This is a genomic window from Streptomyces sp. NPDC050610 (assembly GCF_040654875.1).
In the GTDB taxonomy this organism is placed as follows: Bacteria; Actinomycetota; Actinomycetes; order Streptomycetales; family Streptomycetaceae; genus Streptomyces.
This window is the reverse complement of the sequence record NZ_JBFAIV010000051.1, coordinates 19,075-44,674: the sequence shown is the minus strand read 5'-3', so window position 1 is coordinate 44,674 and position 25,600 is coordinate 19,075. Positions and strand designations below refer to the sequence as shown.

At 73.3% G+C, this 25,600-nt stretch carries 21 protein-coding genes; 10 read left to right on the top strand and 11 right to left on the bottom strand.

Going from position 1 to position 25,600, the window contains the following annotated elements:
* Window positions 1-242 precede the first annotated feature (242 nt).
* On the bottom strand, window positions 243-1,058 hold the full coding sequence (gene proC, locus AB0I22_RS36550) for a pyrroline-5-carboxylate reductase (protein WP_363135339.1): 816 nt from the start codon (window positions 1,056-1,058) through the stop codon (window positions 243-245).
* A 301-nt stretch (window positions 1,059-1,359) separates the two neighbouring features.
* Here proC and AB0I22_RS36545 point away from each other — a divergent pair, with 301 nt between their 5' ends.
* The 3 genes from AB0I22_RS36545 (at window position 1,360) to AB0I22_RS36535 (ending at window position 4,322) form a co-directional block, all read left to right on the top strand.
* Window positions 1,360-1,746, top strand: coding sequence for a hypothetical protein (locus AB0I22_RS36545; protein WP_363135338.1), 387 nt, complete (start codon window positions 1,360-1,362; stop codon window positions 1,744-1,746).
* A gap of 243 nt (window positions 1,747-1,989) precedes the next feature.
* Window positions 1,990-3,666, top strand: a complete 1,677-nt coding sequence (locus AB0I22_RS36540; RefSeq protein WP_363135337.1) for a SulP family inorganic anion transporter — start codon at window positions 1,990-1,992, stop codon at window positions 3,664-3,666.
* A 185-nt stretch (window positions 3,667-3,851) separates the two neighbouring features.
* Window positions 3,852-4,322: a hypothetical protein gene (locus tag AB0I22_RS36535; RefSeq protein ID WP_363135336.1), complete on the top strand. Its 471-nt coding sequence runs from the start codon at window positions 3,852-3,854 to the stop codon at window positions 4,320-4,322.
* 137 nt (window positions 4,323-4,459) lie between these two features.
* On the opposite strand, the gene AB0I22_RS36530 is transcribed toward AB0I22_RS36535, so the two are convergent.
* Both AB0I22_RS36530 and AB0I22_RS36525 read right to left on the bottom strand, forming a co-directional pair.
* Window positions 4,460-4,969, bottom strand: a complete 510-nt coding sequence (locus tag AB0I22_RS36530) for a hypothetical protein (protein WP_363135335.1) — start codon at window positions 4,967-4,969, stop codon at window positions 4,460-4,462.
* A gap of 163 nt (window positions 4,970-5,132) precedes the next feature.
* Window positions 5,133-5,456 carry an SH3 domain-containing protein gene (locus tag AB0I22_RS36525; RefSeq protein ID WP_363135334.1) on the bottom strand — a complete coding sequence of 108 codons (324 nt, stop codon included), beginning with the start codon at window positions 5,454-5,456 and terminating at the stop codon, window positions 5,133-5,135.
* Between the two features lie 167 nt (window positions 5,457-5,623).
* Between AB0I22_RS36525 and AB0I22_RS36520 the strand changes: the two genes are divergently transcribed.
* Entirely contained in the window at window positions 5,624-7,834 is a 2,211-nt protein-coding gene (locus tag AB0I22_RS36520; RefSeq protein ID WP_363135333.1) for a serine/threonine-protein kinase, read from the top strand.
* Between the two features lie 143 nt (window positions 7,835-7,977).
* On the opposite strand, the gene AB0I22_RS36515 is transcribed toward AB0I22_RS36520, so the two are convergent.
* Together AB0I22_RS36515 and AB0I22_RS36510 are read right to left on the bottom strand one after the other, a co-directional pair.
* Window positions 7,978-8,880 (bottom strand): serine hydrolase, encoded by a 903-nt coding sequence (locus AB0I22_RS36515; protein ID WP_363135332.1) that lies wholly within the window; start codon window positions 8,878-8,880, stop codon window positions 7,978-7,980.
* Window positions 8,877-9,794, bottom strand: a complete 918-nt coding sequence (locus AB0I22_RS36510) for a LysR family transcriptional regulator (RefSeq protein ID WP_363135331.1) — start codon at window positions 9,792-9,794, stop codon at window positions 8,877-8,879. Before AB0I22_RS36510 ends, AB0I22_RS36515 begins: the two co-directional genes overlap by 4 nt.
* 289 nt (window positions 9,795-10,083) lie before the next feature.
* Between AB0I22_RS36510 and bla the strand changes: the two genes are divergently transcribed.
* Window positions 10,084-11,067, top strand: coding sequence for a class A beta-lactamase (gene bla, locus AB0I22_RS36505; protein WP_363135330.1), 984 nt, complete (start codon window positions 10,084-10,086; stop codon window positions 11,065-11,067).
* Window positions 11,068-11,155: 88 nt separating this feature from the next.
* Here bla and AB0I22_RS36500 read toward each other — a convergent pair whose 3' ends face one another.
* Window positions 11,156-12,076 (bottom strand): helix-turn-helix transcriptional regulator, encoded by a 921-nt coding sequence (locus tag AB0I22_RS36500; protein ID WP_363135329.1) that lies wholly within the window; start codon window positions 12,074-12,076, stop codon window positions 11,156-11,158.
* A 138-nt stretch (window positions 12,077-12,214) separates the two neighbouring features.
* Between AB0I22_RS36500 and AB0I22_RS36495 the strand changes: the two genes are divergently transcribed.
* Both AB0I22_RS36495 and AB0I22_RS36490 read left to right on the top strand, forming a co-directional pair.
* Window positions 12,215-13,177: an MBL fold metallo-hydrolase gene (locus AB0I22_RS36495; RefSeq protein ID WP_363135328.1), complete on the top strand. Its 963-nt coding sequence runs from the start codon at window positions 12,215-12,217 to the stop codon at window positions 13,175-13,177.
* Window positions 13,174-14,793, top strand: coding sequence for a carboxylesterase family protein (locus tag AB0I22_RS36490; RefSeq protein WP_363135327.1), 1,620 nt, complete (start codon window positions 13,174-13,176; stop codon window positions 14,791-14,793). The genes AB0I22_RS36495 and AB0I22_RS36490 overlap by 4 nt, the downstream gene beginning before the upstream one ends.
* Before the next feature lie 69 nt (window positions 14,794-14,862).
* On the opposite strand, the gene ilvD is transcribed toward AB0I22_RS36490, so the two are convergent.
* The 4 genes from ilvD to AB0I22_RS36470 form a co-directional block, all read right to left on the bottom strand.
* Complete coding sequence (gene ilvD, locus AB0I22_RS36485) at window positions 14,863-16,713, bottom strand: dihydroxy-acid dehydratase (protein ID WP_363135326.1); 1,851 nt, start codon at window positions 16,711-16,713, stop codon at window positions 14,863-14,865.
* Window positions 16,714-16,993: 280 nt separating this feature from the next.
* Window positions 16,994-17,740 carry a TetR family transcriptional regulator gene (locus AB0I22_RS36480; protein WP_363135325.1) on the bottom strand — a complete coding sequence of 249 codons (747 nt, stop codon included), beginning with the start codon at window positions 17,738-17,740 and terminating at the stop codon, window positions 16,994-16,996.
* The gene (locus AB0I22_RS36475; RefSeq protein WP_363135341.1) at window positions 17,737-18,546 is read right to left on the bottom strand and encodes a sugar phosphate isomerase/epimerase; all 810 of its coding nucleotides are present in this window, start codon (window positions 18,544-18,546) and stop codon (window positions 17,737-17,739) included. Before AB0I22_RS36475 ends, AB0I22_RS36480 begins: the two co-directional genes overlap by 4 nt.
* Before the next feature lie 38 nt (window positions 18,547-18,584).
* Window positions 18,585-19,733, bottom strand: coding sequence for a hypothetical protein (locus AB0I22_RS36470; RefSeq protein ID WP_363135324.1), 1,149 nt, complete (start codon window positions 19,731-19,733; stop codon window positions 18,585-18,587).
* 45 nt (window positions 19,734-19,778) lie between these two features.
* Between AB0I22_RS36470 and AB0I22_RS36465 the strand changes: the two genes are divergently transcribed.
* Window positions 19,779-20,600 carry a hypothetical protein gene (locus AB0I22_RS36465; RefSeq protein WP_363135323.1) on the top strand — a complete coding sequence of 274 codons (822 nt, stop codon included), beginning with the start codon at window positions 19,779-19,781 and terminating at the stop codon, window positions 20,598-20,600.
* 95 nt (window positions 20,601-20,695) lie between these two features.
* Here the strand turns inward: AB0I22_RS36465 and AB0I22_RS36460 are convergent, their stop codons facing one another.
* Window positions 20,696-22,345 carry a sigma-70 family RNA polymerase sigma factor gene (locus AB0I22_RS36460; RefSeq protein ID WP_363135322.1) on the bottom strand — a complete coding sequence of 550 codons (1,650 nt, stop codon included), beginning with the start codon at window positions 22,343-22,345 and terminating at the stop codon, window positions 20,696-20,698.
* A gap of 584 nt (window positions 22,346-22,929) precedes the next feature.
* Between AB0I22_RS36460 and radA the strand changes: the two genes are divergently transcribed.
* On the top strand, window positions 22,930-24,342 hold the full coding sequence (radA, locus tag AB0I22_RS36455) for a DNA repair protein RadA (protein WP_363135321.1): 1,413 nt from the start codon (window positions 22,930-22,932) through the stop codon (window positions 24,340-24,342).
* An 88-nt stretch (window positions 24,343-24,430) separates the two neighbouring features.
* Window positions 24,431-25,555 (top strand): DNA integrity scanning diadenylate cyclase DisA, encoded by a 1,125-nt coding sequence (gene disA, locus AB0I22_RS36450; protein ID WP_363135320.1) that lies wholly within the window; start codon window positions 24,431-24,433, stop codon window positions 25,553-25,555.
* Window positions 25,556-25,600 lie beyond the last annotated feature (45 nt).

Sequence of the window (25,600 nt, the reverse complement as noted above, 5' to 3'; positions counted from 1 at the left end):
CGTGGTCACTACTTTAGCGGATTTCCCTGGTGACTCATAATCGAGTCCGTGGTCCGAATTCCGGCATGCCGAAATCTGTCCCGTTCAGGGGCCGTACTGTAGTGATTTGCCGCCGGTGCGGCTGAGGTGGCTGTCCCGCCGTCCTTTCGGACGCCGCGGCAACTCGGAGCACACTACACGAGGGCTCGCCGAGCGACAAAACCTGTGGCGGGAGGCCGCTCGGGGGTGTACGGGCGGGCCCGCTAGCCCTGGCCGGAGGCCAGTTCGCGGCTGCGGTCGCGGGCGGCTTCGAGGGCGGCGATCAGGGCGGCGCGTACGCCGTGGTTCTCCAGTTCGCGGATCGCGCTGATCGTGGTGCCGGCCGGGGACATGACCGCCTCGCGGAGCTTGACCGGGTGCTCGCCGCTGTCGCGGAGCATCACGGCGGCGCCGATGGCCGCCTGGACGATCAGGTCGTGCGCCTTGTCCCGGGGCAGGCCGAGCAGGATGCCCGCGTCGGTCATCGCCTCGACGAGGTAGTAGAAGTACGCCGGGCCCGAGCCGGACAGGGCGGTGGCCGCGTCCTGCTGGCTCTCGGCGACGCGGAGCGTCTTGCCGACGGGGTTGAAGAGCGCTTCGGTGCGCTGGAGGTGGGCCTCCGTGGCGTGGGTGCCCGGGGAGATGACGGACATGCCCTCGTCGACGAGGACCGGGGTGTTCGGCATGACGCGGACGACGGGGGTGCCGGCCGGCAGCCGTTCCTCGAAGAAGGTGGTGGGCAGACCGGCCGCCGCGCTGATGATCAGGCGGTCGTCGGCCACGTGCGGGGCGAGGTCGTCGAGGAGGGCGCCCATGTCCTGCGGCTTGACCGCGAGGATGAGGATGTCGGCGGCCTTGGCCGCCTCGGCGTTGGTCACGGAGTCGACGCCGTACTTGCCGCGGAGCTCCTCGGCGCGTTCCGGGCGGCGGGTGGTGACCAGGACGTCGGCGGGGGACCAGCCGGCACGGATCATGCCGGAGAGCAGGGCCTCGCCGATCTTCCCGGTGCCGAGTACTGCGACCTTCTGGGACTGGGACATGGGTCTGTTCACCTCACCGATGCGCCGGACGTATCGCGGGCCATCCTCGCATTTCACTTCCGCGGCGAACCGTTGGTTTCAGCTGCTGGGATGGGCCCGGTGGGCACGCCGTCGGAGCGGGGTAGGGGGCGTACAGCGCGCGGGAGGGCGCTTTCGCTCGTCCGTCCGCCGGCGTGAACGGAGCAGTCAATTCCGGTTCAGTGACCCTGAGTTCATTTTGCTGTTACATGACTAATCACAATTCGACGTTGTTCTCTGGACACAATGGTGGTGAGTGTCCAACCACGCCGTAGGGGGGTCGATGGCCGTGGCATCCCAGCGGGTCGGCCGTGCGCTGCTGACATCCCTGTCGCTGCTGCTCGCCCTCCTCTTCGCCGTGGACGGCCTGACCACACAGGTCGGACACGTCTCTGCCGCCACTTCGCTCCCTGCCGCGTCCTCCACCGCGCTCACCGAGCGCGCCGAGGAAGAGGCCGAGCGCCGCGAGACGCGGCGGGCCGCCGGGTCCTCGACCGCCGTGCCCGTACCGCACCCGCGGTCCGGGCGTATCCGCGGGAGTGGTTCCGGCCGCGCCGTCAGGGACGCCGGTGCTCGTACGCGCGAGGCCGGGGACGGCGTCGGGCGGGCTGCCTCGCCGCCGCTGAGATCCGGCGAGTTGTCCATCGCTCTTCAGGTCTTCCGCTGCTGACAGCCGCCGGCAGTCGCTGACAGCGGTCGGCAGCAGCTGGCAGCAGCTGACCGTTCTGTCGCCGCTCGGCCTGTCCCCCCTTCGCCCGTCCCCGTTCCGGCGGCCGCGGGCGGCTCGTACGCGCCCTTGACCGGCTCGTACGGTCCGCGCTGCCCGGGCGCGGTCCGGCCCGTTCGCACATCACCCGCCAGGTAACGCATCTCATCGACATGCGCCCGCCGAGGCGCGCTGGAGGCGCTCCGCATGCAGAAATCTCCGTTCGACCACGCCCGAAAAGCCCGAGCCCGACGCGGCCGACCGCACGGCCCCTCCCCCTGGTCCGGCCTCTCCCCCCGGGCGCTGGCCTCCCGGACCCTGGGGTCGCCCTGGTTTCGGACCGACGCCCCCGCCGACCTCACGGCCTCTCTCGTCGTCTTCCTCGTCGCCCTCCCCCTCTGCGTCGGCGTCGCCGTCGCCTCCGGGGTCCCGGCCGAGCTGGGGCTCGTCACCGGCATCGTCGGCGGGCTGCTGACGGGGCTGCTGCCCGGCAGCAGCCTCCAGGTCAGCGGCCCGGCGGCCGGGCTGACCGTGCTCGTCTACGAGGCCGTGCGGGAGTACGGGCTCGGGGCGCTCGGCGTCCTCGTGCTCGTCGCCGGCCTGTTGCAGATGACGATGGGGGCGCTGGGCATAGGCCGGTGGTTCCGGGCCATATCCGTCGCCGTCGTGCACGGGATGCTCGCGGGCATCGGGCTCGTGCTCATCGCGGGCCAGCTGTACGCGCTCGCCGACGCCAAGGCCCCGGCCGGCGGGCTGGAGAAGATCGGATCGCTGCCTGGGCTCGTCGCGGACACGGCCGGTTCCGGCGCCGCGCTCACGGCCGTCGCGGTCGGGGCCGGGACGGTCGCCGTGCTCGTACTGTGGCCGCGCTGGCGGCGCGGCGCCCGGGCACTGCCCGCGCCCCTGGCGGCGGTCGTGCTGGCGACGGCCGCCGTGGCGGTCCTCGGTCTGCCGGTGGCCCGGGTCGAGGTGCACGGCCTGCTCGCCTCGGTGCAGCCGCCGGGCGCCGCCGACTTCGCGCGCCTGGCCGACGTGGGGGTGCTGGGCACGGTCCTGGCCTTCACGCTGATCGCCTCCGCCGAGTCGCTGTTCAGCGCGGCGGCCGTGGACCGGCTGCACGACGGGCCGCGTACCGAGTACGACAAGGAGCTCATCGCGCAGGGCGCGGGCAACGCGGTGTGCGGGGTGCTCGGCGCGCTGCCGATGACCGCCGTGATCGTACGGAGCTCCGCCAATGTACGGGCCGGGGCGCGGACGAAGATGTCGCGCGTGCTGCACGGGGCGTGGCTGCTGATCTTCGCGGTGGTCTTCCCCGCGGCCCTGGGCGTCATCCCGCTGGCGGCCCTCGCGGGCGTACTGGTGCACGCGGGCTGGAAGCTCATTCCGCTGCGCGAGCTGGGGCCGCTGTGGCGTGAGCATCGGGGAGAGGCCGTGGTGCTGATGGTGACGGCGGTGGCCATCGTGACGACCAATATGTTCGAGGGCGTGGTCATCGGGCTGCTCATGGCGGTCGCCAAGGCCGCGTGGGAGACCTCGCACGTACGGGTGGAGACCACGCAGGTGAGCAGCGGTGGCGGCGCGGCGGCCGAGGGGACGGCTGTCGACGGGGCGGCTGTCGAGGGGACGACGGCCGGCGGGACGGTGCGGGTCCGGGTGCTGGGCAGCGCGAATTTCCTGCGGCTGCCGAAGCTGCTGGACGAACTGGAGACGCTGGCCCGCTCGCTGCCGCGCGATCGGGGCGTGGAGCTGGACCTGAGCGGTCTGCGCCATGTCGACCACGCGTGCGGGGTGGCGCTGGAGGGCTGGGCGGAGCGGCACGCCTCCGCGGCCGACGGGCCGGCCGCCCGGAAAGCGCTGCCCGACGCACTGCCTTCCGAGGCGTGACCGCTCGGGCCCGCCGCTGCCGGAGGGACGACGGCGGGCCCGGCATGGCCGCACGGCGGGGACGCATCGGGTGCGCGTCGAGGTCGCGTCGGGGTCGCGTCCCGGATATCCCCGTCGGCGAACTCCGGGGTGGCTCAGGGTCTTCCCCCATAGTGTTCGCGGGCCGGCGGCGGGACCGTGACGGTATGAGTCGTTCATACCGTTCAGGTGAGGTATCCCGTACCGAGGAGCGGCAGTTGGCCGTGGCCTCGGCCAGTCTCGGCCCGTGGCGGGCCGCGGCCGCGGTCGGCGCGCTCGGCGGCGGAGTGTCGCTCGGGCTCGACGCGGTCACCGGCGAGTTCGGCCTCGCCGTCGTGGCCGGCGCGCTGTCTCTCGCGCTGATGCTGTTCTTCTTGGTCGGCGGCGCGGGGGCGGTGCTCGGCGGTCGCGACGGCGCCCGCGGGGACCACCGCATCCGCCGCTGGGCCCGCGGTCACCCCTGGCAGGTCGCAATCGTGCCCGCCGGGGTGCTGCTGGTCAGCGACTTCCTGATGCGCCAGATCCTGACGGGCGAGGGCTTCTTCGGCAGCCTGTGGGACGGCCTGTGGCGCGGGGTGCTGGTGGCCGGCGTGATCGGGCTGATAGGCGCGATGAGCGGCGCGCGCCGCCGGGCCTGAGCGGGGACGGACGTACGGGCCTGAGCGCGTACGGGCCCGAGCGCGTACGGGCGTATGTACGGGGGCGGGTCGGCGGTGCGGGCTCCGGCTGTTCCGGCTGCTCCGGTCGTTACGGGTGTCCCGGCTGTTCCGCCCCGCTAGCGGTTCTTGCGCTTCTTCGCCTTGCCCGCCGGGTTTCCCGTACGGGCCGTGCGCCGCCGCTCGTACCGTCGGCGCTCCTCCTCGTACTCCGCTCGCCGCAGCTTCTCGCCCGGCGCCTCGACGAAGGTGCGGCAGAAGTAGGCGAGCAGGATGCCGACGAAGCCGATGACGCGGATGCTGCGCATCGACTTCTCGGCGGCGGCGTCTGCCGGGGCGTCCGGGCGGCGTACGAACCCGGACCAGGTGTGGCGGAAGGCGAGCGCGCTGCAGATGGCGAAGGCGACGACGAGCAGGACGTTGACCAGGCTGCCGGCCTTGGCGTCCGCCACGCCCTGGAAGGCGAAGCGGAGCACGAGGCAGCCGGCCGCCGCGGCGACCAGCGCGCCGATCGCGGTCGCGGCGCGGCGCAGCGCGTATCCGCCGTCGTGGTTCAGCCAGGTCGTGCCGTAGAACCGGATCTCCGTGGGCTGAGGGCCCGCGTCCGGGGCCTGCCGCTCGTCGCTCATACCCCCGATTATCGCCCGGCCCCGCCGAACCGGTCGGGCCGGTGGGCGGCGGGGCCGGGCGCGGCGCGTGCCGCCCACGCGGGAGCGGTCCGCGCGGCAGTCGCGACGGTGTCGTCGGTGTCGGCGGATGACCCGGGCGAGGGGCTGCCCCACCGAGGGCCCGTCAGCCCGAGCAGCGCACCGTGACGAAGCCGTCGCTGCCCGTCTTCACGTACGCGTCGGAGATGTACTGGCCGGGCGCGATGCTGTCCCAGATGTCCGTCGTGCCGTACGGGCCGGAGACGCGCTGGCCGCGGGTCTGGCAGCGGATCGGCACGCGTGAGCCGATCGCCAGCTTCTTGACGAGCTGGCTGCTGGTGCTGGGGCCGCGTCGGACGTTGAGCTGCACGCCGGGCGCGACCGGGTAGTAGACGACGCCCGCGGCGAGCGCCCCGGCCCCGGCCCCCTCGTCGGCTTCTTCGACCTGTTCGACTTCTTCCACAGCCATGTGGCCCTCCCCCGGGTAAATGTCGGACCCCGCGCGGACGGCGGGGCCCCAACCGGCCGCGTCGGCCGGTGACATGCGCAGGCTAGCAACGCTTCTCGGGAACCGTACGCACCATCGACTAGGCTCCGGGCGTCGCGTGGACGCGGCCGAGAACACGGGGGTGGGGTATGCCGCCGCTGCGCAGTACCGGGACGGGCCCGGAAGCGGAGGAGCCGGAGTACGCCGGGGAGTACCGGCTCGAAGCGCGGCTCGGCGCGGGCGGAATGGGCGTCGTGCACCTGGCGCGATCGGCCTCCGGACTGCGGCTCGCGGTGAAGGTCGTGCATGCGCAGTACGCGGCGGACCCCGAGTTCAGAGCACGGTTCCGGCAGGAAGTGGCGGCCGCGCGGCGGGTCAGCGGGGCGTTCACGGCGCCGGTCGTGGACGCGGACCCGGACGGCGTACGGCCCTGGATGGCCACCCTCTACATCCCCGGTCCCACCCTCGCCGAACGCGTGAAGCGGAACGGGCCGATGGGCCCCGGCGCGGTGCGGCTGGCCGCCGGGCTCGCCGAGGCGCTGCGCGACATCCACCGCGCGGGCGTCGTGCACCGGGATCTCAAGCCGAGCAATGTGCTGCTGGCCGAGGACGGGCCGAAGGTCATCGACTTCGGCATCTCCCGCCCGTACGACAGCGAACTGCGCACGGAGACCGGCAAGTTGATCGGCACGCCGCCGTTCATGGCGCCGGAACAGTTCCAGCGCCCGCGCCAGGTCGGGCCCGCGGCCGATGTGTTCGCGCTGGGGTCGCTGCTGGTGCACGCGGCGACGGGGCGTGGGCCGTTCGAGTCGGAGAGCCCGTACATCGTGGCCTACCAGGTCGTGCACGACGAGCCGGAGCTGGCGGGCGTTCCGGAGGATCTGGTGCCGCTGGTGCGCGCGTGCCTGGCGAAGGAGCCTGGGGACCGGCCGACGCCGGACGCGCTGATGGCGGAGTTGCGTTCCGCGCTCGTACGGTCGCCGGCCGCGCCGCCGCTGACCGATCCGGTCCCGCGCGTGCCGGTGCAACGTGGCCCGGCTTCGCACAGTGATGCCTCCGGCGCGCCGGAGGACCCGCCCACCCCGCTCCGCGCGGTCCCGCCGCCGCGCGAGCGGGCGTCGGCCGCCGCTTCCGCCGCCGGGCGCGGCAGGCCGCGGGCGCGGCTGCTGGCGGCCGGGGCCGTGGCGCTGGCCGTCGTGGGGGCGGGGGCGGCGTGGACGGTGCAGCGGCTGGACGGCGCCGAGCCCGCGCAACCGCGCCGGGCGCCCGTGGCGGCCGGGTGGCGGCCGTGGGAGTCGGGGGTGTACGAGGGGTCCGCGGCCAAGGGCGGCGGGGTGCGGGCGACGTTCTGCTCGTACGGGTACGGGGCGCTGTTCTGCTCCGGCCGCGGCGTGCAGGCGGCCCGTATCGACCCCGCCGACGGCAAGGTGGCGTGGCAGCGGCCGGCGGCGGAGACCGGGGGCGCCCCGGACAAAGGAGGGGCGCCGGTCGCGCCCGTACTGTCCGGCTCCGCGGTGCAGGTGGTCTCGGGGGACGGTACGCGGCTCACGGCGCTCGATCCGCGTACGAAACGGGTGCGGTGGAGCCGGGACGTGTCCGCGTACGGCGGGCGGGTCTACCACGCGGGCGACACGGTGCTGCTGGTCGCGGCGGACGGCACGGTCACGGCCGTGGACAGCGCGACGAACAAGGAGCGCTGGCACCACCGGGTGGCGGGCCAGGACCAGCCGCAGTTCTCCTCGTACGGCGACGGGCACGCGGCCTACGCCGTCACGCCCTCCCCCGACGGCCGGCACACTCAGATCACCGCCGTCGACCCGGTGCGCGGCACGACGCTGTGGCAGCGGCGGAGCGAGGGGTCGCTGACGGCGGCCGGTACGGGCCCGAGCGGCGTCCTCTTCCTCACCGCGACCGCGGCGGACACCCGCACCTCGGCCGTCGTCCGCTACGACCCGGCTACGCGCGTCGAGCACCGGGTGCGGCTCTCCTCGCCGCTCGCCGCGGTCAGCGTCACGGCCCGCGGCTCCATGGTGTATCTGCTGGGCGCCGAGGGCGGGCTGGTGGCCGTGGACACCGCGCGCGGCGGGCGCGGCTGGCGGCTGGAGACGTCCGTCGCCAACGCCTCGCAACTGGTCGCCGGCGAGGGCCGGCTCTACTTCTCCGCCGCCGACGGCCGGCTGCTGGCCGTGGACACGGACCGGCACACGCTCATGGGCCAGACCCCGCCGCGCCTGGCCCGCGCCGGACACGGTTACCTGGAACTGGTGCCCGCGCCGGTGGTGGCCGACGGCAGGGTCTACGCGGCGGCGCCGGACGGCACGGTCTTCGCGGTGGACGGGCGGGCTCCGGGGCGCTGGTAGCGGGGGTGCCTGGGCGTTCGTAGCGCGGGTGTCCGGGGTCGGCTTGTGTCCGGCCCCTGTTGCCCGCGTGTGTGCGGAGGCGAGCACCCCGGACGCACCGGATGTACCGGACACACCTGACGCGCCACCCAGGGCGCCGTCTTTCAGAACTGCCGAAGGTGGTCGCGCAGTCTGCGGGCGACCTGTGACATGAGCGCGTCGGCGCCGGGCTGGGCGCCGGCCGGAACGAGCGATTCCGTGAGGACGGCGATGGCGAAGGACTGGCCGTCGGAGTGCTCGACGACCCCTATCTCGTGGCGGAGGTTGAGGAGGGTGCCGGTCTTGGAGGACCAGGCGGTGGCGTCGGAGCTGAAGTCCGGGGTGAGCCGGTGCCGTAGCAGGTTGTGCGCCATGAGGCCGCGTATCCGTGCGGCCACCTCGGGGTGGATCTTCGAAGGGGTCCACAGTGCCTGGAGCAGTTCGACGTGGGCGCGGGCGCTGCCGGTGTTGGCCCGGGTGGTGTCGAGCTGCGGCACCCGGTGGCCGCGGCCGCTGGTGCCGGCGTCGATCGCGAGGGCGTGGGCGAGGTGGACCTGGGCGGCGTCGAAGCGTTCCACGGGGGTGTCGGCCAGTTCGCGCATGGTGTGCCGGACAGCGATGCCGCGCAGGCCGAGTCCGTGCAAGAGCTCGGTGACCTGGGCGGGCGGGGTGAGGTCGAACAGCGCGTCGGCGGCGGAGCCGTCGCTCACACAGGTGCTCAGGTACAGCAGGTCGTCGACCGCGATCCGGGCGGGGTGGCGGAACCGGCTCACCCCGGCGGGGCCGGGTGTGGTGATGCGTCCGGGCGGTACGTCGATCATCGTCGCCCCGTCCAGTTCGCCGCGCCGGATGCGCTCCGCCGTCGCCAGCGCGAGCGGGACCTTGACCAGGGAGGCGGAGGGCAGCTGGGTGTCCGGGTCGATCCCCAGCTCCTCTCCCGTGTGCAGGTCGCGTACGAGCAGGCAGCCGCGCAGACCGCCGTCGCGCAGTTGCCGGCGCAGGTCGCGCAGGAGAGGCTCGGTGTTCACGCCGTCGTCCTTCCCGCGGTTCCCGCTCCGGCGCGGGTCCGGTGGTCCGGGCCCAGGCAGCGTGCGATGGCGTCGCCGAGGCGTGTTTCGATGTGCTGGGGATCGCCGTCGCCGGCGGCGGTGAGGGCGAAGCCCCGGCTGAGCCGGAGGTCGCCGATGGGCCGCCAGGCCAGGGCGAGTTCCGCCGCCTGCGCGGGGGAGCACAGCAGCAGGTCGTGGGTGCAGAGGACTTCGGCCACGGCGGTCGTCAGGTCGGGCGCGGCGACGAGCTGCGCGGGCCGCAGGCCGAGCGCGTCGCGCAGGCGCGTCAGCGGGTCGCGGATGTGCGGTACGTCGTCCTCCTGCTGGAGCCAGACGCGGCGGGGCGGGCCCGGGGAGGCCCGGCCGATCCGTAGCGTTTCGAGGTAGACGCGCTTGACGCCGGGGTCCTCCCGGGCGGTGGCGAGGCCGAGCGGCACGGACCACGTCGCCTCGTCCGGCGGGACCGCGAGCAGGGCGGCCCGTACCTGCTGGGAGTGGACGAACTCCCTTCGTCGCGCGGGGGCGGCGGGACGGAGGTCGAGGGTGACTCCGTGCCCTCTCGCCTCGGCGACGAGGCGGGCGAGGGCGACGGTGGAGCAGGTGCCGGGCACCGCCAGCCGCCATGGCTTGTGCTTGGCGGCCTCCGCCTCGTGCAGCAGCGCTTCGGACGCCCGTACGACTTCTCTGGCCGTCGGCAGCAGGTCCCGGCCGTAGGGGGTGAGGACGACGCGCCGCGACGAGCGCTCGAACAACTGCCCGCCGAAACGTTCCTCCAGGGCGGCGACGCGACGGCTGGCCACCGACTGGGACATCCGCACAGCGGCCGCTCCGACGGTGAAACTGCCGTGGTCGCTGACGCTGACGAACGCGCGGCACGCTCCCACCAGATCCACGGCCCGAACTCTATGCCAGTTCGGCATGGAACGGCGCGGGAGCGTATTGGACCGCATGACCGGCCCGAGGCGAAGGTGTTCCCGGCGTCCGCGATCGGCACCGGTATGGATTCATGCCATTCCATATCGGGCTATTTCCCGTGTGCCCTGCGCACCCTGCACGCACTCCTCGCCCCACTCACCCCGTAAACCCGCAGCGATTCGCATGCCCTGCCCCTTACATACCTGCCCGCATACATCCCATATGCGCCAGACACCTTGGGTGTCAGGCGTCTTGGAGGTCTGGACTGTGAAGCTCATCCGTACCCGACGAGTCGTTCGCGGCGCGCTCGCCGCACTCGTCCTCGTTCCGCTCGCGGCCTGCGGGCACGACTCGTCCTCGTCCTCATCCTCGCCCCCGGCCATGTCCGCCTCGGCGTCTCTTACCGCCGGGTCGAAAGGACCGGACGCGGGCGCGAAGTCGTACGCCCGTGCCTTCATGGGGCTTGAGCGCAAATACGACGCGAGGATCGGCGTCTACGCCGTCGATACCGGCACCGGCCGCGAGGTGACCTACAAAGACGGCGAGCGGTTCGCCTACAACTCCACGTTCAAGGCGCTGGCCGCCGGCGCCCTGCTGCGGAAGTACTCCCTGAGCGGGATGGACCGGGTGATCAAGTACTCCGAGAGCGATCTGATCGCCAACTCGCCCGTGACCGAGAAGCACGTCGGCACCGGGATGAAACTCGGTGAACTGTGCGACGCGGCCGTCCGCTTCAGCGACAACACCGCGGCCAACCTGATGTTCGACGAGATCGGCGGCCCGAAGGGGCTGAACGCCGAACTCAAGAAGATCGGTGACGATGTCATCCGGATGGAACGCCGCGAGCCGGAGCTGAGCCGCTGGCTCCCGGGCGACACACGGGACACGAGTACGCCCCGGGCGATGGCAAAGGATCTGCGCGTATTCGTTCTCGGAAATGTCCTGGGACAGAAAGAACGCGCACAACTCACCACCTGGCTGCGGACCAACACGACCGGGGACAACCTGATCCGGGCCGGGGTGCCCAAGGGCTGGGTGGTGGGCGACAAGACCGGAACCGGCAGCTATTACGGGGCTCGCAATGACATCGCCGTACTGTGGCCGCCGCACAAGGCGCCCATCGTCGTAGCGATCCTGTCGCACCGGAACAAGAAGGACGCCGAACACGACGACAAAGTAATCGCGGAAGCGGCGACGGTGGTCACCAATACGCTGTCGTCAGCGCAGAGTTCCGCTTCGACGCGGCCGTAATTCCACGGAGGCACGGCCGCCGGTCACCGCGCCGGGGCGGTGCCCGTAACCGCTCCAACCCTCCAGCGCCCTCCGGTACCCCAGCGCCTCAACGCCCCAGCCGGCCGTCGACCCGTTCTCTCGGGCCCGTGCGCGGGACGGTCGCCGGTTCAGTGGTCCCCGCCGTGGCCTGGGCGAGGAGGGACAGCGCCTCCTGCGACGGGGAGCCGGGGTCGGCGACGGCCAGGGTCAGCCGCTGTTCGTCGGCCTGGGGGAGGACGAGGCTCTGGTGGGTGACGGTGAGCGTGCCGACCAGGGGGTGCCGCATCTCGTGGCGGGCGGCGGCGCAGGGCTGTACGCGGTGGCCGGTCCACATGGCCGCGAACTCCTTGCTCCGGACCGTGAGTTCACCGATGATCGAGGTCAGGAGCGTGTCGTCGGGGTTGCGGCCGGCGACCAGGCGCAGGTGCTCGACCATGCCCTTGGCCTTCGCCTCCCAGTCCGCGTACAGCTCCCGCGTGTGGGCGTCCAGGAACAGCATCCTGGCGAGGTTGGGCCGCTCCGCCGTCCGCCGCGGGCCGTCGAAGTCCACGTGCGCGGCGAACAGCGCGTGGCCGAGCCCGTTCCACGCGAGGACGTCCGCGCGGCGGCCGTACACGAGCGCCGGAACGCCCTCCAGGGTGTGCAGCAGGGCGAGCGTGTCGGCCCCCACGTGTTCGGTCTGCGGCCGACGGGCCGGGGTGCGGCGGCGGCCGGCGTCGGCGAGGTCGTGCAGGTGCCGGCGTTCCGCCTCGTCCAGGCACAGCGCCCGTGCGACGGCGTCCAGGATCTCGGGGGACGCGCCCGTCGCCTGCCCCTGCTCCAGCCGCGTGTAGTACGACGCGCTGACGCCCGCGAGCAGCGCCAGCTCCTCCCTGCGCAGGCCCGACACGCGCCGCCGGTCGCCGTAGTCCTTCAGGCCGACGTCGGCGGGGCGCAGCTGGGAGCGCCGGGCGTGCAGGAAGTCTCCTAGGCGGCCGCGTTCTCTCATGCCTTCCAGTCTGCATCGGCGCGTACGGCCCAGCCTGACCCTGCCGGAGGTAGGCAGCGGCGGGGCTGGCCCGGCCGGGCGGGCCCGACGACGGTGGTGCTCCCGACCAGGGTTCCGACGAAGAACATGGAGCACCCGATGGACCTCACCAGCCCCACCGACCGCATCGAACTCGGCGACGTCACCGTCACCCGCGTCAAGGAGTTCTACGGCCCCATCGGCTTCACGCCCGAGGCCTTCGTCCCCACCGTCCCCGAGGACGCCTGGCGCGCCAACGCCGACTGGCTCGCGCCCGACTTCGTCGACCCGCGTACGAACATCGTCAACGCGGCCGTACAGACCTGGGTGCTGCGCAGCGAGGGAAAGACGATCCTCGTCGACACGGGGGCGGGCGACGACAAGGAGCGCCCGTACGCCCCCGTCTGGAGCCGCCTGCGGACCGGCTTCCTGGACCGCCTGGCGCGGGCGGGTGTCGCGCCCGAGGACGTCGACATCGTGGTCAACACGCATCTGCACACCGACCACGTCGGCTGGAACACCCGCCTGGACGGCAGGGAGTGGGTCCCCGCCTTCCCGAACGCCACCTACCTCATCCACCAGGACGACTACGACTTCTGGAATCCGGAGAACGGGCACGAGCCCGTGCTCGGGCGCGGCAACCAGAACGTCTTCGAGGACAGCGTCACCCCCGTGCACCGGGCCGGGCAGGTCCGGCTGTGGGAGGGAAGCCACCGGATCGACGCCGCCCTCCGCCTCGACTCGGCCCCCGGCCACACCCCCGGCTCCAGCGTCCTGGCCCTCTCCAGCGGAACGGATCGGGCGGTCTTCATCGGCGACGTCGTGCACAGCCCCATGCAGATCGTCGATCCGCACCACAACAGCTGCTTCTGCGAGGACCCCGCCGGGGCACGCGCCACGCGCCGCCGGGTCCTGGGGTGGGCTGCGGACCACAACGCGCTCGTCTTTCCGGCGCACTTGGGGGGCCGCGGAGCCGCCGAGATCGAGCACGCGGGCGACGGGTTCGCGATCAAGGAGTGGGCCCCGTTCGCCCCGTACGAGCCCGCCGGGAGCGACGCCGAGGGCCGGGTGGCACGGGCATGACGACGCGTACCGTGACCACCGCGCAAGGAGCCGTCCGCGGCGCCCTCCGCGACGGCTTCGCCGTCTTCCACGGCATCCCCTACGCCGCGCCCCCGTCCCGCGCCGGGCGCTTCGCCGCGCCGTCGCCGCACGAGCCGTGGCCCGGCGTCCGGGACGCGACCGCGCCCGGCCCGACCGCGCCGCAGGCGGAGCGGAACCTGGGCGCCATCGACATGTCGCCCTATTTCGGGCCCGGCTGGGTCCTCGGGGACCCCGGGGGCGCCGGGGACGACTACCTCACCGTCGACGTGTGGACGCCTGACGACGTACGGGTGCCTGGCGACGTACGGGCATCAGACGGCATCCGCGTGCCTGACGACGTACGGGCGTCCGACGGCATACGGGCGTCCGACCCCCACCACGGAGACCACAGAGACCACGGCGAGCAGCCCCTCCCCGTCATGGTCTTCGTCCACGGCGGCGGCTTCGTGGCCGGTTCGGCGCGGGCGGGCCTGTACGACGGGGCCGCCTTCGCCCGCAGCGGCGTCGTCCTGGTGACCGTCCAGTACCGCCTCGGCATCGCCGGATTCCTCGACCTCCCCAGCGCGCCCCGCAACCGCGGCCTCCTGGACGTGCTCGCCGCGCTGCGCTGGGTGCGGGAGAACATCGCCGCATTCGGCGGCGACCCGGACCGCGTCACGCTCTTCGGCCAGTCCGCCGGGGCGACCGTCACCGGGGCCGTCATCGCCTCCCCGCGGAGCGACGGCCTCGTGCGGCGCGCCATCGTGCAGAGCGGCAGCGGGCTGGGGGCCTTCTCGCCCGAGCAGGCGGCGCGGGTGACGAAGGCGGCGGCTGCCGCGCTGGGGGTCGCGCCGGACGCCGGGGCGTTCGCCGCGCTGTCCGACGCGGACCTGGTCGAGGCGGCGTCCAGGCTCGGCGGCATCGATTTGCGGACCGCGACCGCCTATGACCCGCTGATCGGACCCAGCCCCTTCAGCCTGGTCCTGGACGAGCAGCCCGCCGACGCCGTCGCCGCCGGGCGCGGGGCCGCCACCGGTATCGATCTCCTCATCGGCGTCAACTCCGAGGAGGGCAACCTCTATCTCGTGCCCTCCGGGGCCCACGCCGCCTCGACCGCGGCGGACGTCCGTACGGCCGCGGAGCTCTCCCACCCCGATCCGGACCGGCTCCTCGACGCCTACCGCGCGGAGCGCCCCGAGGCCGCGTACGGGCAGTTGCGCTCCGCCGTCATGGGCGACGCGCTGTTCGGGGCGGGGACCTGGGCGCTGGCCGGGGCGCATGCCGACCGGTCCGCGGGGGTCACGTACAGCTATCTGTTCGACTGGCGGTCGCCCGCCCTCGGCGGGCGGCTCGGGGCCGCCCACACCGTGGAACTCCCCTTCGTCTTCGGCCTCGACCCGGCGCCGCTGCGCGGGGAGCGCGCGCTGCTCGGCCCCGCCGGTCCGCCCGCCGGTCTGGCCGCCCGTACGCACGCCGCCTGGGTCCGCTTCGCCCGCACCGGGGACCCCGGCTGGGACCCGTACGACGCCGAGCGCCGGGCCACCATGGTCATCGGCGGCGAGTGGGAGGTACGCGAGGACCCGCGCGGCCCCGTCCGCGAGGCGTGGCAGCGGTGAGCTGACAGACGTCCGCCCGCCCACGGTGATCGACCGTGGACGGGCGGACGGACAGGCGGACAGCAGTGCTCAGCCGAGCAGGCTCACGTCCCGCACCGCGCCCTTGTCCGCACTCGTCGCCATGGCCGCGTACGCGCGCAGCGCCGTGGAGACCTTCCGCTCGCGGTTCTTCGGGGCGTACGTACCGCCGAGCGCCGACCGGCGGGCCGCCAGCTCGTCCTCGCCGACGAGGAGTTCCATCGAGCGGTTCGGGATGTCGATGCGGATGCGGTCGCCGTCCTCGACGAGCGCGATGGTGCCGCCGGACGCCGCCTCGGGCGAGGCGTGGCCGATGGAGAGGCCCGAGGTGCCGCCGGAGAAGCGGCCGTCGGTGACCAGGGCGCACGCCTTGCCGAGGCCGCGGCCCTTGAGGAACGAGGTCGGGTAGAGCATCTCCTGCATGCCGGGGCCGCCCTTGGGGCCCTCGTAGCGGATGACGACGACGTCGCCCTCCTTGATCCGCTTGGTGAGGATCGCGTCGACGGCGTCCTCCTGCGACTCGCAGACCACGGCCGGGCCCTCGAACGTCCAGATCGACTCGTCGACGCCCGCCGTCTTCACGACGCAGCCGTCCTCGGCGAGGTTGCCGTAGAGGATCGCGAGGCCGCCCTCGGTGGAGTAGGCGTGCTCCATGTCGCGGATGCAGCCGCCCTCGGCGTCCGTGTCGAGGGTGTCCCACCGCTCGGACTGCGAGAAGGCGGTGGCGGAGCGGACGCAGCCGGGGGCCGCGTGGAACAGCTCGACGGCCTCGGCGGACGGCGATCCGCCGCGGATGTCCCACTGCTTGATCCAGTCGGCGAGGGACGGCGAGTGGACGGTGTGGACGTCCTCGTTCAGCAGGCCCGCGCGGTACAGCTCGCCGAGGATGGCGGGGATGCCGCCGGCCCGGTGCACGTCCTCCATGTAGTAGACGCCGCCGGGGGCGACGTTCGGGGCGACCTTCGACAGGCACGGCATGCGGCGGGAGAGCCCGTCGATGGCCTTCATGTCGAAGTCCAGCCCGGCCTCCTGGGCGGCGGCGAGCAGGTGCAGGATCGTGTTGGTGGAGCCGCCCATGGCGATGTCGAGCGCCATGGCGTTCTCGAAGGCGGCGCGGGTGCCGATGTTGCGCGGCAGCACGGTCGCGTCGTCCTGCTCGTAGTGGCGCTTGGTGATCTCGACGACCGTGCGCCCGGCGTTCTCGTACAGCGCCTTGCGGGCGGTGTGGGTGGCCAGCACCGAACCGTTGCCCGGCAGGGACAGGCCGATGGCCTCGGTCAGGCAGTTCATGGAGTTGGCGGTGAACATGCCGGAACAGGAACCGCAGGTCGGACAGGCGTTGTCCTCGATACGGGCGATGTCCTCGTCCGAGACGCTGTCGTTGACGGCCTCGGAGATCGCGGTGATCAGGTCGAGCTTGCGGACCGTGCCGTCGACGAGGGTGGCCCGGCCGGACTCCATCGGGCCGCCGGAGACGAAGACCGTCGGGATGTTGAGGCGCATCGCGGCCATCAGCATGCCGGGGGTGATCTTGTCGCAGTTGGAGATGCAGATCAGCGCGTCCGCGCAGTGCGCCTCGACCATGTACTCGACGGAGTCGGCGATCAGGTCGCGGGACGGCAGCGAGTACAGCATCCCGCCGTGGCCCATGGCGATGCCGTCGTCGACCGCGATGGTGTTGAACTCGCGCGCGATGCCGCCCGCCGCGTGGATCGCCTCGCTGACGATGCGGCCGACCGGCGCCAGGTGGGTGTGGCCGGGCACGAACTCGGTGAAGCTGTTGGCCACCGCGATGATCGGCTTGCCGAAGTCCTCGCGCGCTACGCCCGAGGCCTGCATAAGGGCTCGGGCGCCCGCCATGTTGCGGCCGTGGGTGACAGTGCGGGACCTCAGCTCGGGCACTTTGGACACTCCCTCGGGGTTGATCGGCGCCATCGGCGCGGCTGTGGCCGAGCGTACGCCCTTCACTCCATGATCTGGACAGTGCCTCCGGTATGTGAGACGGGGGTTCGCTGTGCGGACACCTGCGGGCACCTGCGGACACCGGGGCGGGCGGTTTACGGGCGGGGGCGGCTGCGTACGGGCGTAGAGGCTCAGGGGGCGGGCGGCGGGCGGCGGGCGGCGGGCGGCGGGCGGCGGGCGGCGGGCGGCGGGCGGCGCCTTAAGGTTCACCCCTCGAAGCTCATCCCTTGCCGGTCAAGTGTCGCTGCATCGCCGGGGCGACCATGGCGATGACCTTCTCGATGTCGGCCGACGCGAGCGGCTCGGCCTTGATCACGTACCGCAGCAGCACGGCGCCCACCACCTGCGCGGTCGCCAGCTCGGAGCGCAGCTCGGGGTCCGGTACGTCCAGCTCGCTCGCGATGCGGACCATGAGTTTGCTGGTGACGAGGTTGCGCAGGACGGTCGCCGCGGTCTCGTTGGTGACGGCCGAGCGGACGATGGCGAGCAGCGGATCGCGCGTGGCCGGGTTCTCGTACATCCCGAGAATGAAACGGGCCAGCCGCTCCCCCACGCCGTCCCGGTCGCCCGCCAGCACGGTCTCGGACGCGGACACGGCGGGCGCGAAGGCGACCTCGACGGCCGCGGCGAAGACCTGTTCCTTCGTACCGAAGTAGTGGTGGACGAGGGCCGGGTCCACGGACGCGCCCTTGGCGATGGCGCGGATGGACGCCCGGTCGTAGCCGCGCTCGGCGAACTCGGCGCGGGCCGCCGTCAGGATGCGGTCGCGGGCGCCGGGGCCCTGGGCCGTGCTCGTACGGGCGGGACGGCCGCGCTTCTTCGGGGCGGGGCCGGCCTCGGGCCGGGTCTCAGGGCCGGTCCCAGGGGAAGGGCCGGTCCCAGGGGAACAGTCGGTCCCGCGTCCGGAACCGGCCTCGTCCACATGCCCGTTCATTCGCCCGCCCGCGGGCTCCTCGGCGTCGTTCATGATCCCGGCACCCCGGTGGAGGAGGCGAGGTAGAGCCGGGTGAAGGCGAGCGCCTCCGCCAGGTCGGCCTCGCGTTCGGCGGCGGACATCGCCCGGCGGGTATTGACCTCGACGACGACGTGCCCGCCGAAGCCGGAGTTCGCGAGCCGTTCCAGCAGCTCGGCGCACGGCTGCTTGCCGCGGCCGGGCACCAGGTGCTCGTCCTTGTTGGAGCCGTTGCCGTCGGCGAGGTGGACGTGGGCGAGCCGGTCGCCCATGCGGTCGATCATCCGCAGCGCGTCCGTGCGGGCCGTGGCGGTGTGCGACAGGTCCACCGTGAAGTGCCGGTAGTCGTCGTTGGTGACGTCCCAGTCCGGCGCGTACGCGAGCACCTCGCGGTCCCGGTACCGCCACGGGTACATGTTCTCCACGGCGAACCGCACGTCCGTCTCGTCCGCCATCCGCCAGATCCCGTCCACGAAATCCCGCGAGTAGTGGCGCTGCCAGCGGAACGGCGGATGCACCACGACCGTGGACGCGCCCAGCTTCTCGGCCGCCGCGCGGGCCCGCTGGAGCTTGACCCACGGGTCCGTCGACCACACCCGCTGCGTGATCAGCAGGCAGGGCGCGTGCACGGCGAGGATCGGTACCCCGTGGTAGTCGGAGAGCCTGCGCAGCGCCTCTATGTCCTGGCTGACGGGGTCGGTCCACACCATGACCTCGACGCCGTCGTAGCCCAGGCGCGCGGCGATCTCGAAGGCCGTCGCCGTCGACTCCGGATATACCGAGGCCGTGGACAGGGCGACCTTCGCATCCGGGATGCGCACCACTGGCTCCGTCACGAAGGACAGCGTACGACCGCCCGTCATCCGGCGGGCAGCCGGTCCAGCCGCCGCAGGATGACGCCCTCGCGCAGCGCCCACGGGCAGATCTCCAGCTCCGTCACCCCGAAAAGGTCCATCGCACCCTCCGCGACCAGCGCACCGGCCAGCAGCTGGGGAGCCCGTTCCGCGGAGACTCCGGGCAGTTCGGCGCGGTCCGCGCGGGTCATCGCGGCGAGTCTGGGCACCCACTCCTCCAGCGCCGCGCGGGAGAGCGAGCGCTGCGCGTACACGCCCTCGGCGGACCGCGCCGCGCCCGCGATCCGCGCCAGCTGCTTGAAGGTCTTGGAGGTCCCCACGATGCGGTCGGGCGCGCTGTGCCGGGCGAAGTCCCCGATGACGCGGGCTATCTCGGCCCGTACGTGCCGGCGCAGCGCCCGTACGTCCGCGGGGTCCGGCGGATCGCCGGGCAGCCAGCCTGCCGTGAGCCGGCCCGCGCCGAGCGGCAGGGAGGCGGCCACGTCCGGGGTCTCGTCCATGCCGTAGGCGGTTTCGAGGGAGCCGCCGCCGATGTCGAGGACCAGCAGCTTCCCGGCCGACCAGCCGAACCAGCGGCGGGCGGCGAGGAAGGTGAGCCGCGCTTCCTCGGGGCCGGTCAGTACGGACAGCGCGACGCCGGTCGCCTGGTGGACGCGGGCCAGGACGGCGTCCGCGTTGGACGCCTCGCGGACGGCGGAGGTGGCGAAGGCGAGGACGTCCTCGCAGCCCTTGTCCTCGGCGGCCTGGAGCGCGTCGCGGATGACGTCGACGAGGCGCTGGATGCCGGTCTCGCTGATCGCGCCGCCGACGCCGCCGCCGTTCTTGTCGCGCTTCTCACTCCAGTCGCTCCAGCGGTCGTCGCCGGCGCCGTTCTCCCGCCGGCCCGCATCGCCTTCCTGCCGGCCCCCGTCGCCTTCCCGCTGCTCCCCGTCGTCTTTTCGCCGCTCCCCGTCGTCTTCCCGCTGCTCTCCGTCGTCTTCTTTCTCTCGGTCTCCGACATCTTTCGTCTGATCCGCGTCGTCCTTTTCCAGGAGTTCGGCGAGCCGCAGATCCGCCTTGTGGGAGTGGGCGGGCAGCGGGCGCGCGCCGGGATGCGCGTCCACCACCAGCAGGTGGACGGTATTCGAACCCACATCGAGGACACCGAGTCTCATGGACGGAACGCTACTGCGGGCCCGCACGGCGCATAGGCTGGCGGGGTGGCAAAGACGAAAAAGGCGAAGCGGGACAAAGAAGTGAAGAAGACGGCGAAGACAGCCAAGACGGCGCAGCCGCAGCCGTCCGACGAGGTCGGCCTGGACTTCGCCCGCGCCTGGGTCGAATTCCCCGACCCGGCCGACGACGAACAGGTCTTCCGCTGCGACCTGACGTGGCTGACGTCACGCTGGACGTGCATCTTCGGACAGGGCTGCCAGGGCATCCAGGCGGGCCGCGCGGACGACGGCTGCTGCACCTTGGGCGCGCACTTCTCGGACGAGGAGGACGAGCAGCGGGTCGCACTGCACGTGGACCGGCTGTCGCCGGAGGTCTGGCAGTTCCACGACGAGGGCAAGGCGTCGGGCTGGGTCCAGGTCGACGAGGACGGCGAGCGGCAGACCCGCCGGTACGAGGGGTCGTGCATCTTCCAGAACCGCCCGGGTTTCGCGGGCGGCGCGGGCTGCTCGCTGCATATCCTCGCGCTGCGCGAGGGCCGCGAGCCGCTGGAGACCAAGCCGGACGTCTGCTGGCAGCTCCCGGTCCGGCGCACGTACGACTGGATCGACCGCCCGGACGACACGCGGGTGCTCCAGGTCACGATCGGCGAGTACGACCGCCGGGGCTGGGGCCCCGGCGGCCACGACCTGCACTGGTGGTGCACGTCGGCGACGTCCGCGCACGGCGCGGGCAAGCCGGTGTACGTCTCGTACGCGCCCGAGCTGACGGAGCTGATGGGCGAGGAGGCGTACGACCGGCTGGTCGAGCTCTGCGAGGCCCGGCTGGCGGCGCAGCTGCCGATGGTGGCGCCGCACCCGGCGGACTGACGGACCGCTACGCCATCGACCGGCCTTCGCCCGATCCCCTCAGCCGCCCCCGCAGGCACCGCCCGGCCTTTGCCCGATCTCCTCACCCGATCCCCTCAGCCGCCCCCCGCGGGCGTCACCGACGGGGCCGGGGAGGACGGGGTCGGCGTCGGCGTGGTGGGGCTCGGGGACGGCGGGGTGGGCGTCGGGGTGGGGGTCCGGCCCCGGCCTTCCACGGTGATCACCGCGCCCGCCGGGGCCACGGCGATCCTGGCCTTCCAGGGCCCCGCGGGCTCCCGCTCGTGGTCCACGGCGACCGTGATCGTGACGCTCTGCCCCGGCTCCAGCGAACCGGACGACTCGCTGAGGCTCAGCCATGGGGCGTCGGCCGAGGCCGACCACCGCACGGCCCGCCCGCCGCTCGCCGTGAGCGTCACGGCCGTACCGCCCCCGCTCGGCTGCGCGTCGACCGTGAGCCGCCCGGGCCCCGGTGCGGGGCCGGGCCGCCCCGGCGCCGAGCCCGCGCCGGTCGGACGGCCGCCGTCGCCGTCCGCGCCTTCGCCGCCCCTGGCGCTGCCCGGCGCACGGCTCGCGCCGGGCAGCGGTCTCCCGTCGGAGCCGGTCACCTCCACCGTCACGCCCGGCGAGGGGCTCCCCGCCGGAAAGCGCGAGACGACCCGGTCGTTGCGCACGTTGCCCGCCTTCTCGTACGGACGTCCGTCGAGCCCGTCCGACGAACGGGCCGTCACCGACGCCGCGCCGTCCTGCCCCTCCCCCGTCTCCGGCGCGCCGCGGTAGGCGGCCCACAGGGCGAGGACGGGCGCGGCCACCACGGTCGCGACCACCGTCGTCGTGACGGCGCGGTTGCGCATCCGGCGGCGGCGCGCGGCGCGGTCCTTGGGGGCCATGGGGAAGCCGCTCCGATCGAAACGGGGACCGGCGAGCGTAGTGCCGCGCGCCGGGCGTGCGCGCAGCGCGAGCTGCATGGCGGCGTGCGCCGCCGGACGCGGCGCTTCCAGTACGGGCAGGGCCGCGGCGGCGGCCACCGTGCCGGGCCAGGGCCCGCCCGCGGTGGCCCGTTCGGCGGTGCGGCGGCACTCGCCGCACTCGTCGACGTGGCGCACCAGCTCGCTCCGGAGCGCCGTGCCCAGCAGCACCTGGGTGTCCTCGGCGAGCCGGGCGACGACTTGGCAGTTGCCGAGTTCGACGACGGCGAGGGCGGTACGGGTCCGCTCCACCTCGCACGCGGCGGCGGAGAGCAGGGCCCGCGCCGCGCCGTGCTCCATGCGCAGCACGGTCGCGACCTCGGCCGGGGAGAGCCGGTGCCGCACGGCGAGCTCCAGCGCCTCGCGCTGCTCGGAGGAGGTGCCGGCGGCCTCGGGCCAGGCGAGCCGGGCCAGTTCGCGCTGCCGCTGTCCGGCGGCGGCCTCGGACATGCGGTCCGCGTCCGCCGCGCCCGCGCCGTTCGCCGGGTGTCCGGCCCGTTCAGTGTGGGCGGTGTGGCCGACGTGTCCACCGTGCCCGGTGTGTCCCGCGTGTTCGGCGTTCAGCTCGGCGAGCTTGCGCAGGCAGGTCCAGCGGGCGAGGGCGTACAGCCAGGGGCGGCGCAGCACCTCGCCGTCGGGGCAGCGGTCGCCGCGGCGCTCGGCGAGGGCGAGCACCTCGCCGAGCACGGCGGTCGCCGCGTCGTGCTCGCACAGAACGGACAGGCAGTAGGTGAACAGCCCGTCCAGAAACGGCTCGTACCGCGCGGGCGGCGCTTTCACCGGTCGAGGCGGCGGGGACGACGACTCGGACGGCGGGGACGACTGAGACGGCAGGGAGGACTGGGACGACAGGGCCGGCAGGGACGACAGGGAGGGCACGGAGGGCACGGAGGGCACGGAGGGCACGGAGGGCTGAGACTGCTGAGACTGCTGAGACGGCACGGACGCCGGCCGCGGCTGCGACGGCGGAAGCTCTTGGGACAGAGGGGCCTGCGGGGGCCGAGGGGATTGCGACGGCTGGGGCTCTTGAGGCAATTGGGGTGCACGACGCCGCGCCCGGTGTGCGCCGGTGGAGTGCGTGGGGTGGTCGGGCCTGCTGCTCATCACCCGGCGACGGTAGAAGGATGATGCAGATCACCTCGCGCCTCTTGCTCCCTTTTAACCCTTACGGGTGACCATCTCCCTCAAAAGGGGACACGAGCCTGACGTTCCGTGATCACGGCCGGCGCTCCTCCCTGGGCGGTGCCGTGAGCATCGCCCGATGCCGCTCGGCGCCGACCGCCCCGGTACTGGTCGGATCGGCTGCATCGACCGCATCGACTGCGTCGGCCGGGGTGTCAGTGGGCCGCGCTAGCGTTACCGGCATGGCAACCCGTAAAGCGTCCGCCAAGGACCGTCCCTCCTACCGCTGCACCGAGTGCGGCTGGACCACCGCCAAGTGGCTCGGCCGCTGCCCGGAGTGCCATGCGTGGGGCACGGTCGAGGAGTTCGGCGGCGCTCCCGCGGTCCGTACGACGGCGCCCGGCAGAGTCACCGCCGCCGCCCTGCCGATCGGCCAAGTGGACGGGCGCACGGCCACCGCGCGCTCCACCGGCGTGGACGAGCTCGACCGCGTGCTGGGCGGCGGCCTCGTACCCGGCGCGGTCGTGCTGCTCGCGGGCGAGCCGGGCGTCGGCAAGTCGACGCTCCTGCTGGACGTGGCGGCGAAGGCGTCCTCCGACGAGCACCGCACGCTCTATGTGACGGGCGAGGAGTCGGCCAGCCAGGTCCGGCTGCGCGCCGACCGCATCAACGCCCTCTCCGACCACCTCTACCTCGCCGCCGAGACCGACCTGTCGGCCGTGCTCGGCCACCTCGACACGGTCAAGCCCTCCCTCCTGGTCATGGACTCCGTCCAGACGGTGGCGTCCTCGGAGATCGACGGCGCGCCCGGCGGCATGGCCCAGGTCCGCGAGGTGGCGGGCGCCCTGATCCGCGCCTCCAAGGAGCGCGGCATGGCCACGCTGCTGGTCGGCCACGTCACCAAGGACGGCGCGATCGCCGGCCCCCGGCTGCTCGAACACCTCGTGGACGTCGTCCTCAGCTTCGAGGGGGACCGCCACGCCCGGCTGCGCCTGGTGCGCGGCGTCAAGAACCGCTACGGCGCGACCGACGAGGTCGGCTGCTTCGAGCTGCACGACGAGGGCATCACCGGCCTCGCCGACCCCTCCGGTCTCTTCCTCACCCGCCGCTCCGAGCCCGTGCCCGGCACCTGCCTGACCGTCACCCTGGAGGGCCGCCGCCCCCTGGTCGCCGAGGTCCAGGCGCTCACCGTCGACTCGCAGATCCCCTCCCCCCGCCGCACCACCTCCGGCCTGGAGACCTCCCGCGTCTCGATGATGCTCGCCGTGCTCGAACAGCGCGGCCGGATCAGCGCGCTCGGCAAGCGGGACATCTACAGCGCCACGGTCGGCGGAGTGAAGCTCTCCGAACCGGCCGCCGACCTCGCCATCGCGCTCGCCCTGGCCAGCGCGGCGAGCGACGCCCCGCTGCCGCAGAACCTCGTGGCGATCGGCGAGGTGGGGCTCGCGGGCGAGGTCAGGCGGGTCACGGGCGTACAGCGCCGGCTCTCCGAAGCGGCGCGCCTCGGCTTCACGCACGCCCTCGTACCGAGCGACCCGGGGAAGATTCCCAGCGGTATGCGGGTCCTGGAGGTCGCGGACATAGGGGACGCGCTCCGGGTACTGCCGAAGCGCGTACGCCGGGAGGCCCCACAGGAGGAGGACCAGCGCCGGTAGACTTTGCCCGGGTCTCGCCCGTACGCCCGCGTACACGCGCCGGAGGGGCGGGCTGCGGCACCGTTGACCTTGCGACCGGAGGAGTGCAGTGGCAGCCAACGACCGGGCATCGGGCCCCGGCAGGGCCGGGGGAAGCTCCGGTGCCGACGGCCTGATGCGCGCCACGCTGAGCGCGGTCGCCCCCGGCACCGCCTTGCGCGACGGCCTGGAGCGCATTCTCCGCGGCAACACGGGCGGGCTCATCGTGCTGGGCATGGACAGGACCGTCGAATCGATGTGCACGGGCGGCTTCGTCCTGGACGTCGAGTTCTCGGCGACCCGGCTGCGCGAGCTGTGCAAGCTCGACGGCGGGCTGGTCCTCGACAAGGACATCACCAAGATCGTGCGGGCGGGGGTGCAGCTCGTGCCGGACGCCTCCATCCCCACCGAGGAGACCGGCACCCGGCACCGCACCGCGCAGCGCGTCTCCATCCAGGCGGGCTTCCCCGTCGTCTCCGTCAGCCAGTCGATGCGGCTCATCGCGCTGTACGTGGACGGGGAGCGGCGCGTCCTGGAGGAGTCCGCGGCGATCCTCTCCCGCGCCAACCAGGCGCTCGCCACCCTGGAGCGCTACAAGCTCCGCCTCGACGAGGTCGCGGGCACCCTCTCGGCCCTGGAGATCGAGGACCTGGTGACGGTCCGCGATGTCACGGCGGTCGCCCAGCGCCTGGAGATGGTGCGCCGCATCGCCACCGAAATCGCCGAGTACGTGGTGGAGTTGGGCACCGACGGACGGCTCCTCTCGCTCCAGCTCGACGAGTTGATCGCCGGCGTCGAGCCGGAGCGCGACCTGGTCGTGCGCGACTACGTACCCCAGCCCACCGCGAAGCGCACCCGTACGGTCCCCGAGGCGCTGGCCGAGCTCGACTCGCTCACCCACTCCGAGCTGCTGGAACTGCCCATCGTGGCCCGCGCGCTGGGCTACAGCGGCTCGCCCGAGACCCTCGACTCGGCGGTCTCGCCGCGCGGCTACCGGCTCCTCGCGAAGGTGCCGCGGCTGCCGAACGCCATCATCGAGCGCCTCGTGGACCACTTCGGCGGCCTCCAGAAGCTGCTCGCCGCGAGCGTCGACGACCTCCAGACCGTCGACGGCGTCGGCGAGGCCCGCGCCCGCTCGGTCCGCGAGGGGCTCTCCCGGCTGGCGGAGTCCTCGATCCTGGAGCGCTACGTGTAACGCGGCGCCCGGCCGCGTCGGACACAGCAGCAGGGCCGCCCGGGG

Bases quoted from the DNA above. Each gene is read 5' to 3' on its own strand.
- proC (WP_363135339.1), bottom strand. From the start codon at position 1,058: ATGTCCCAGTCCCAGAAGGTCGCAGTACTCGGCACCGGGAAGATCGGC.
- AB0I22_RS36545 (WP_363135338.1), top strand. From the start codon at position 1,360: ATGGCCGTGGCATCCCAGCGGGTCGGCCGTGCGCTGCTGACATCCCTG.
- AB0I22_RS36540 (WP_363135337.1), top strand. From the start codon at position 1,990: ATGCAGAAATCTCCGTTCGACCACGCCCGAAAAGCCCGAGCCCGACGC.
- AB0I22_RS36535 (WP_363135336.1), top strand. From the start codon at position 3,852: ATGAGTCGTTCATACCGTTCAGGTGAGGTATCCCGTACCGAGGAGCGG.
- AB0I22_RS36530 (WP_363135335.1), bottom strand. From the start codon at position 4,969: ATGAGCGACGAGCGGCAGGCCCCGGACGCGGGCCCTCAGCCCACGGAG.
- AB0I22_RS36525 (WP_363135334.1), bottom strand. From the start codon at position 5,456: ATGGCTGTGGAAGAAGTCGAACAGGTCGAAGAAGCCGACGAGGGGGCC.
- AB0I22_RS36520 (WP_363135333.1), top strand. From the start codon at position 5,624: ATGCCGCCGCTGCGCAGTACCGGGACGGGCCCGGAAGCGGAGGAGCCG.
- AB0I22_RS36500 (WP_363135329.1), bottom strand. From the start codon at position 12,076: ATGAGAGAACGCGGCCGCCTAGGAGACTTCCTGCACGCCCGGCGCTCC.
- AB0I22_RS36495 (WP_363135328.1), top strand. From the start codon at position 12,215: ATGGACCTCACCAGCCCCACCGACCGCATCGAACTCGGCGACGTCACC.
- AB0I22_RS36490 (WP_363135327.1), top strand. From the start codon at position 13,174: ATGACGACGCGTACCGTGACCACCGCGCAAGGAGCCGTCCGCGGCGCC.
- AB0I22_RS36480 (WP_363135325.1), bottom strand. From the start codon at position 17,740: ATGAACGACGCCGAGGAGCCCGCGGGCGGGCGAATGAACGGGCATGTG.
- AB0I22_RS36470 (WP_363135324.1), bottom strand. From the start codon at position 19,733: ATGAGACTCGGTGTCCTCGATGTGGGTTCGAATACCGTCCACCTGCTG.
- radA (WP_363135321.1), top strand. From the start codon at position 22,930: ATGGCAACCCGTAAAGCGTCCGCCAAGGACCGTCCCTCCTACCGCTGC.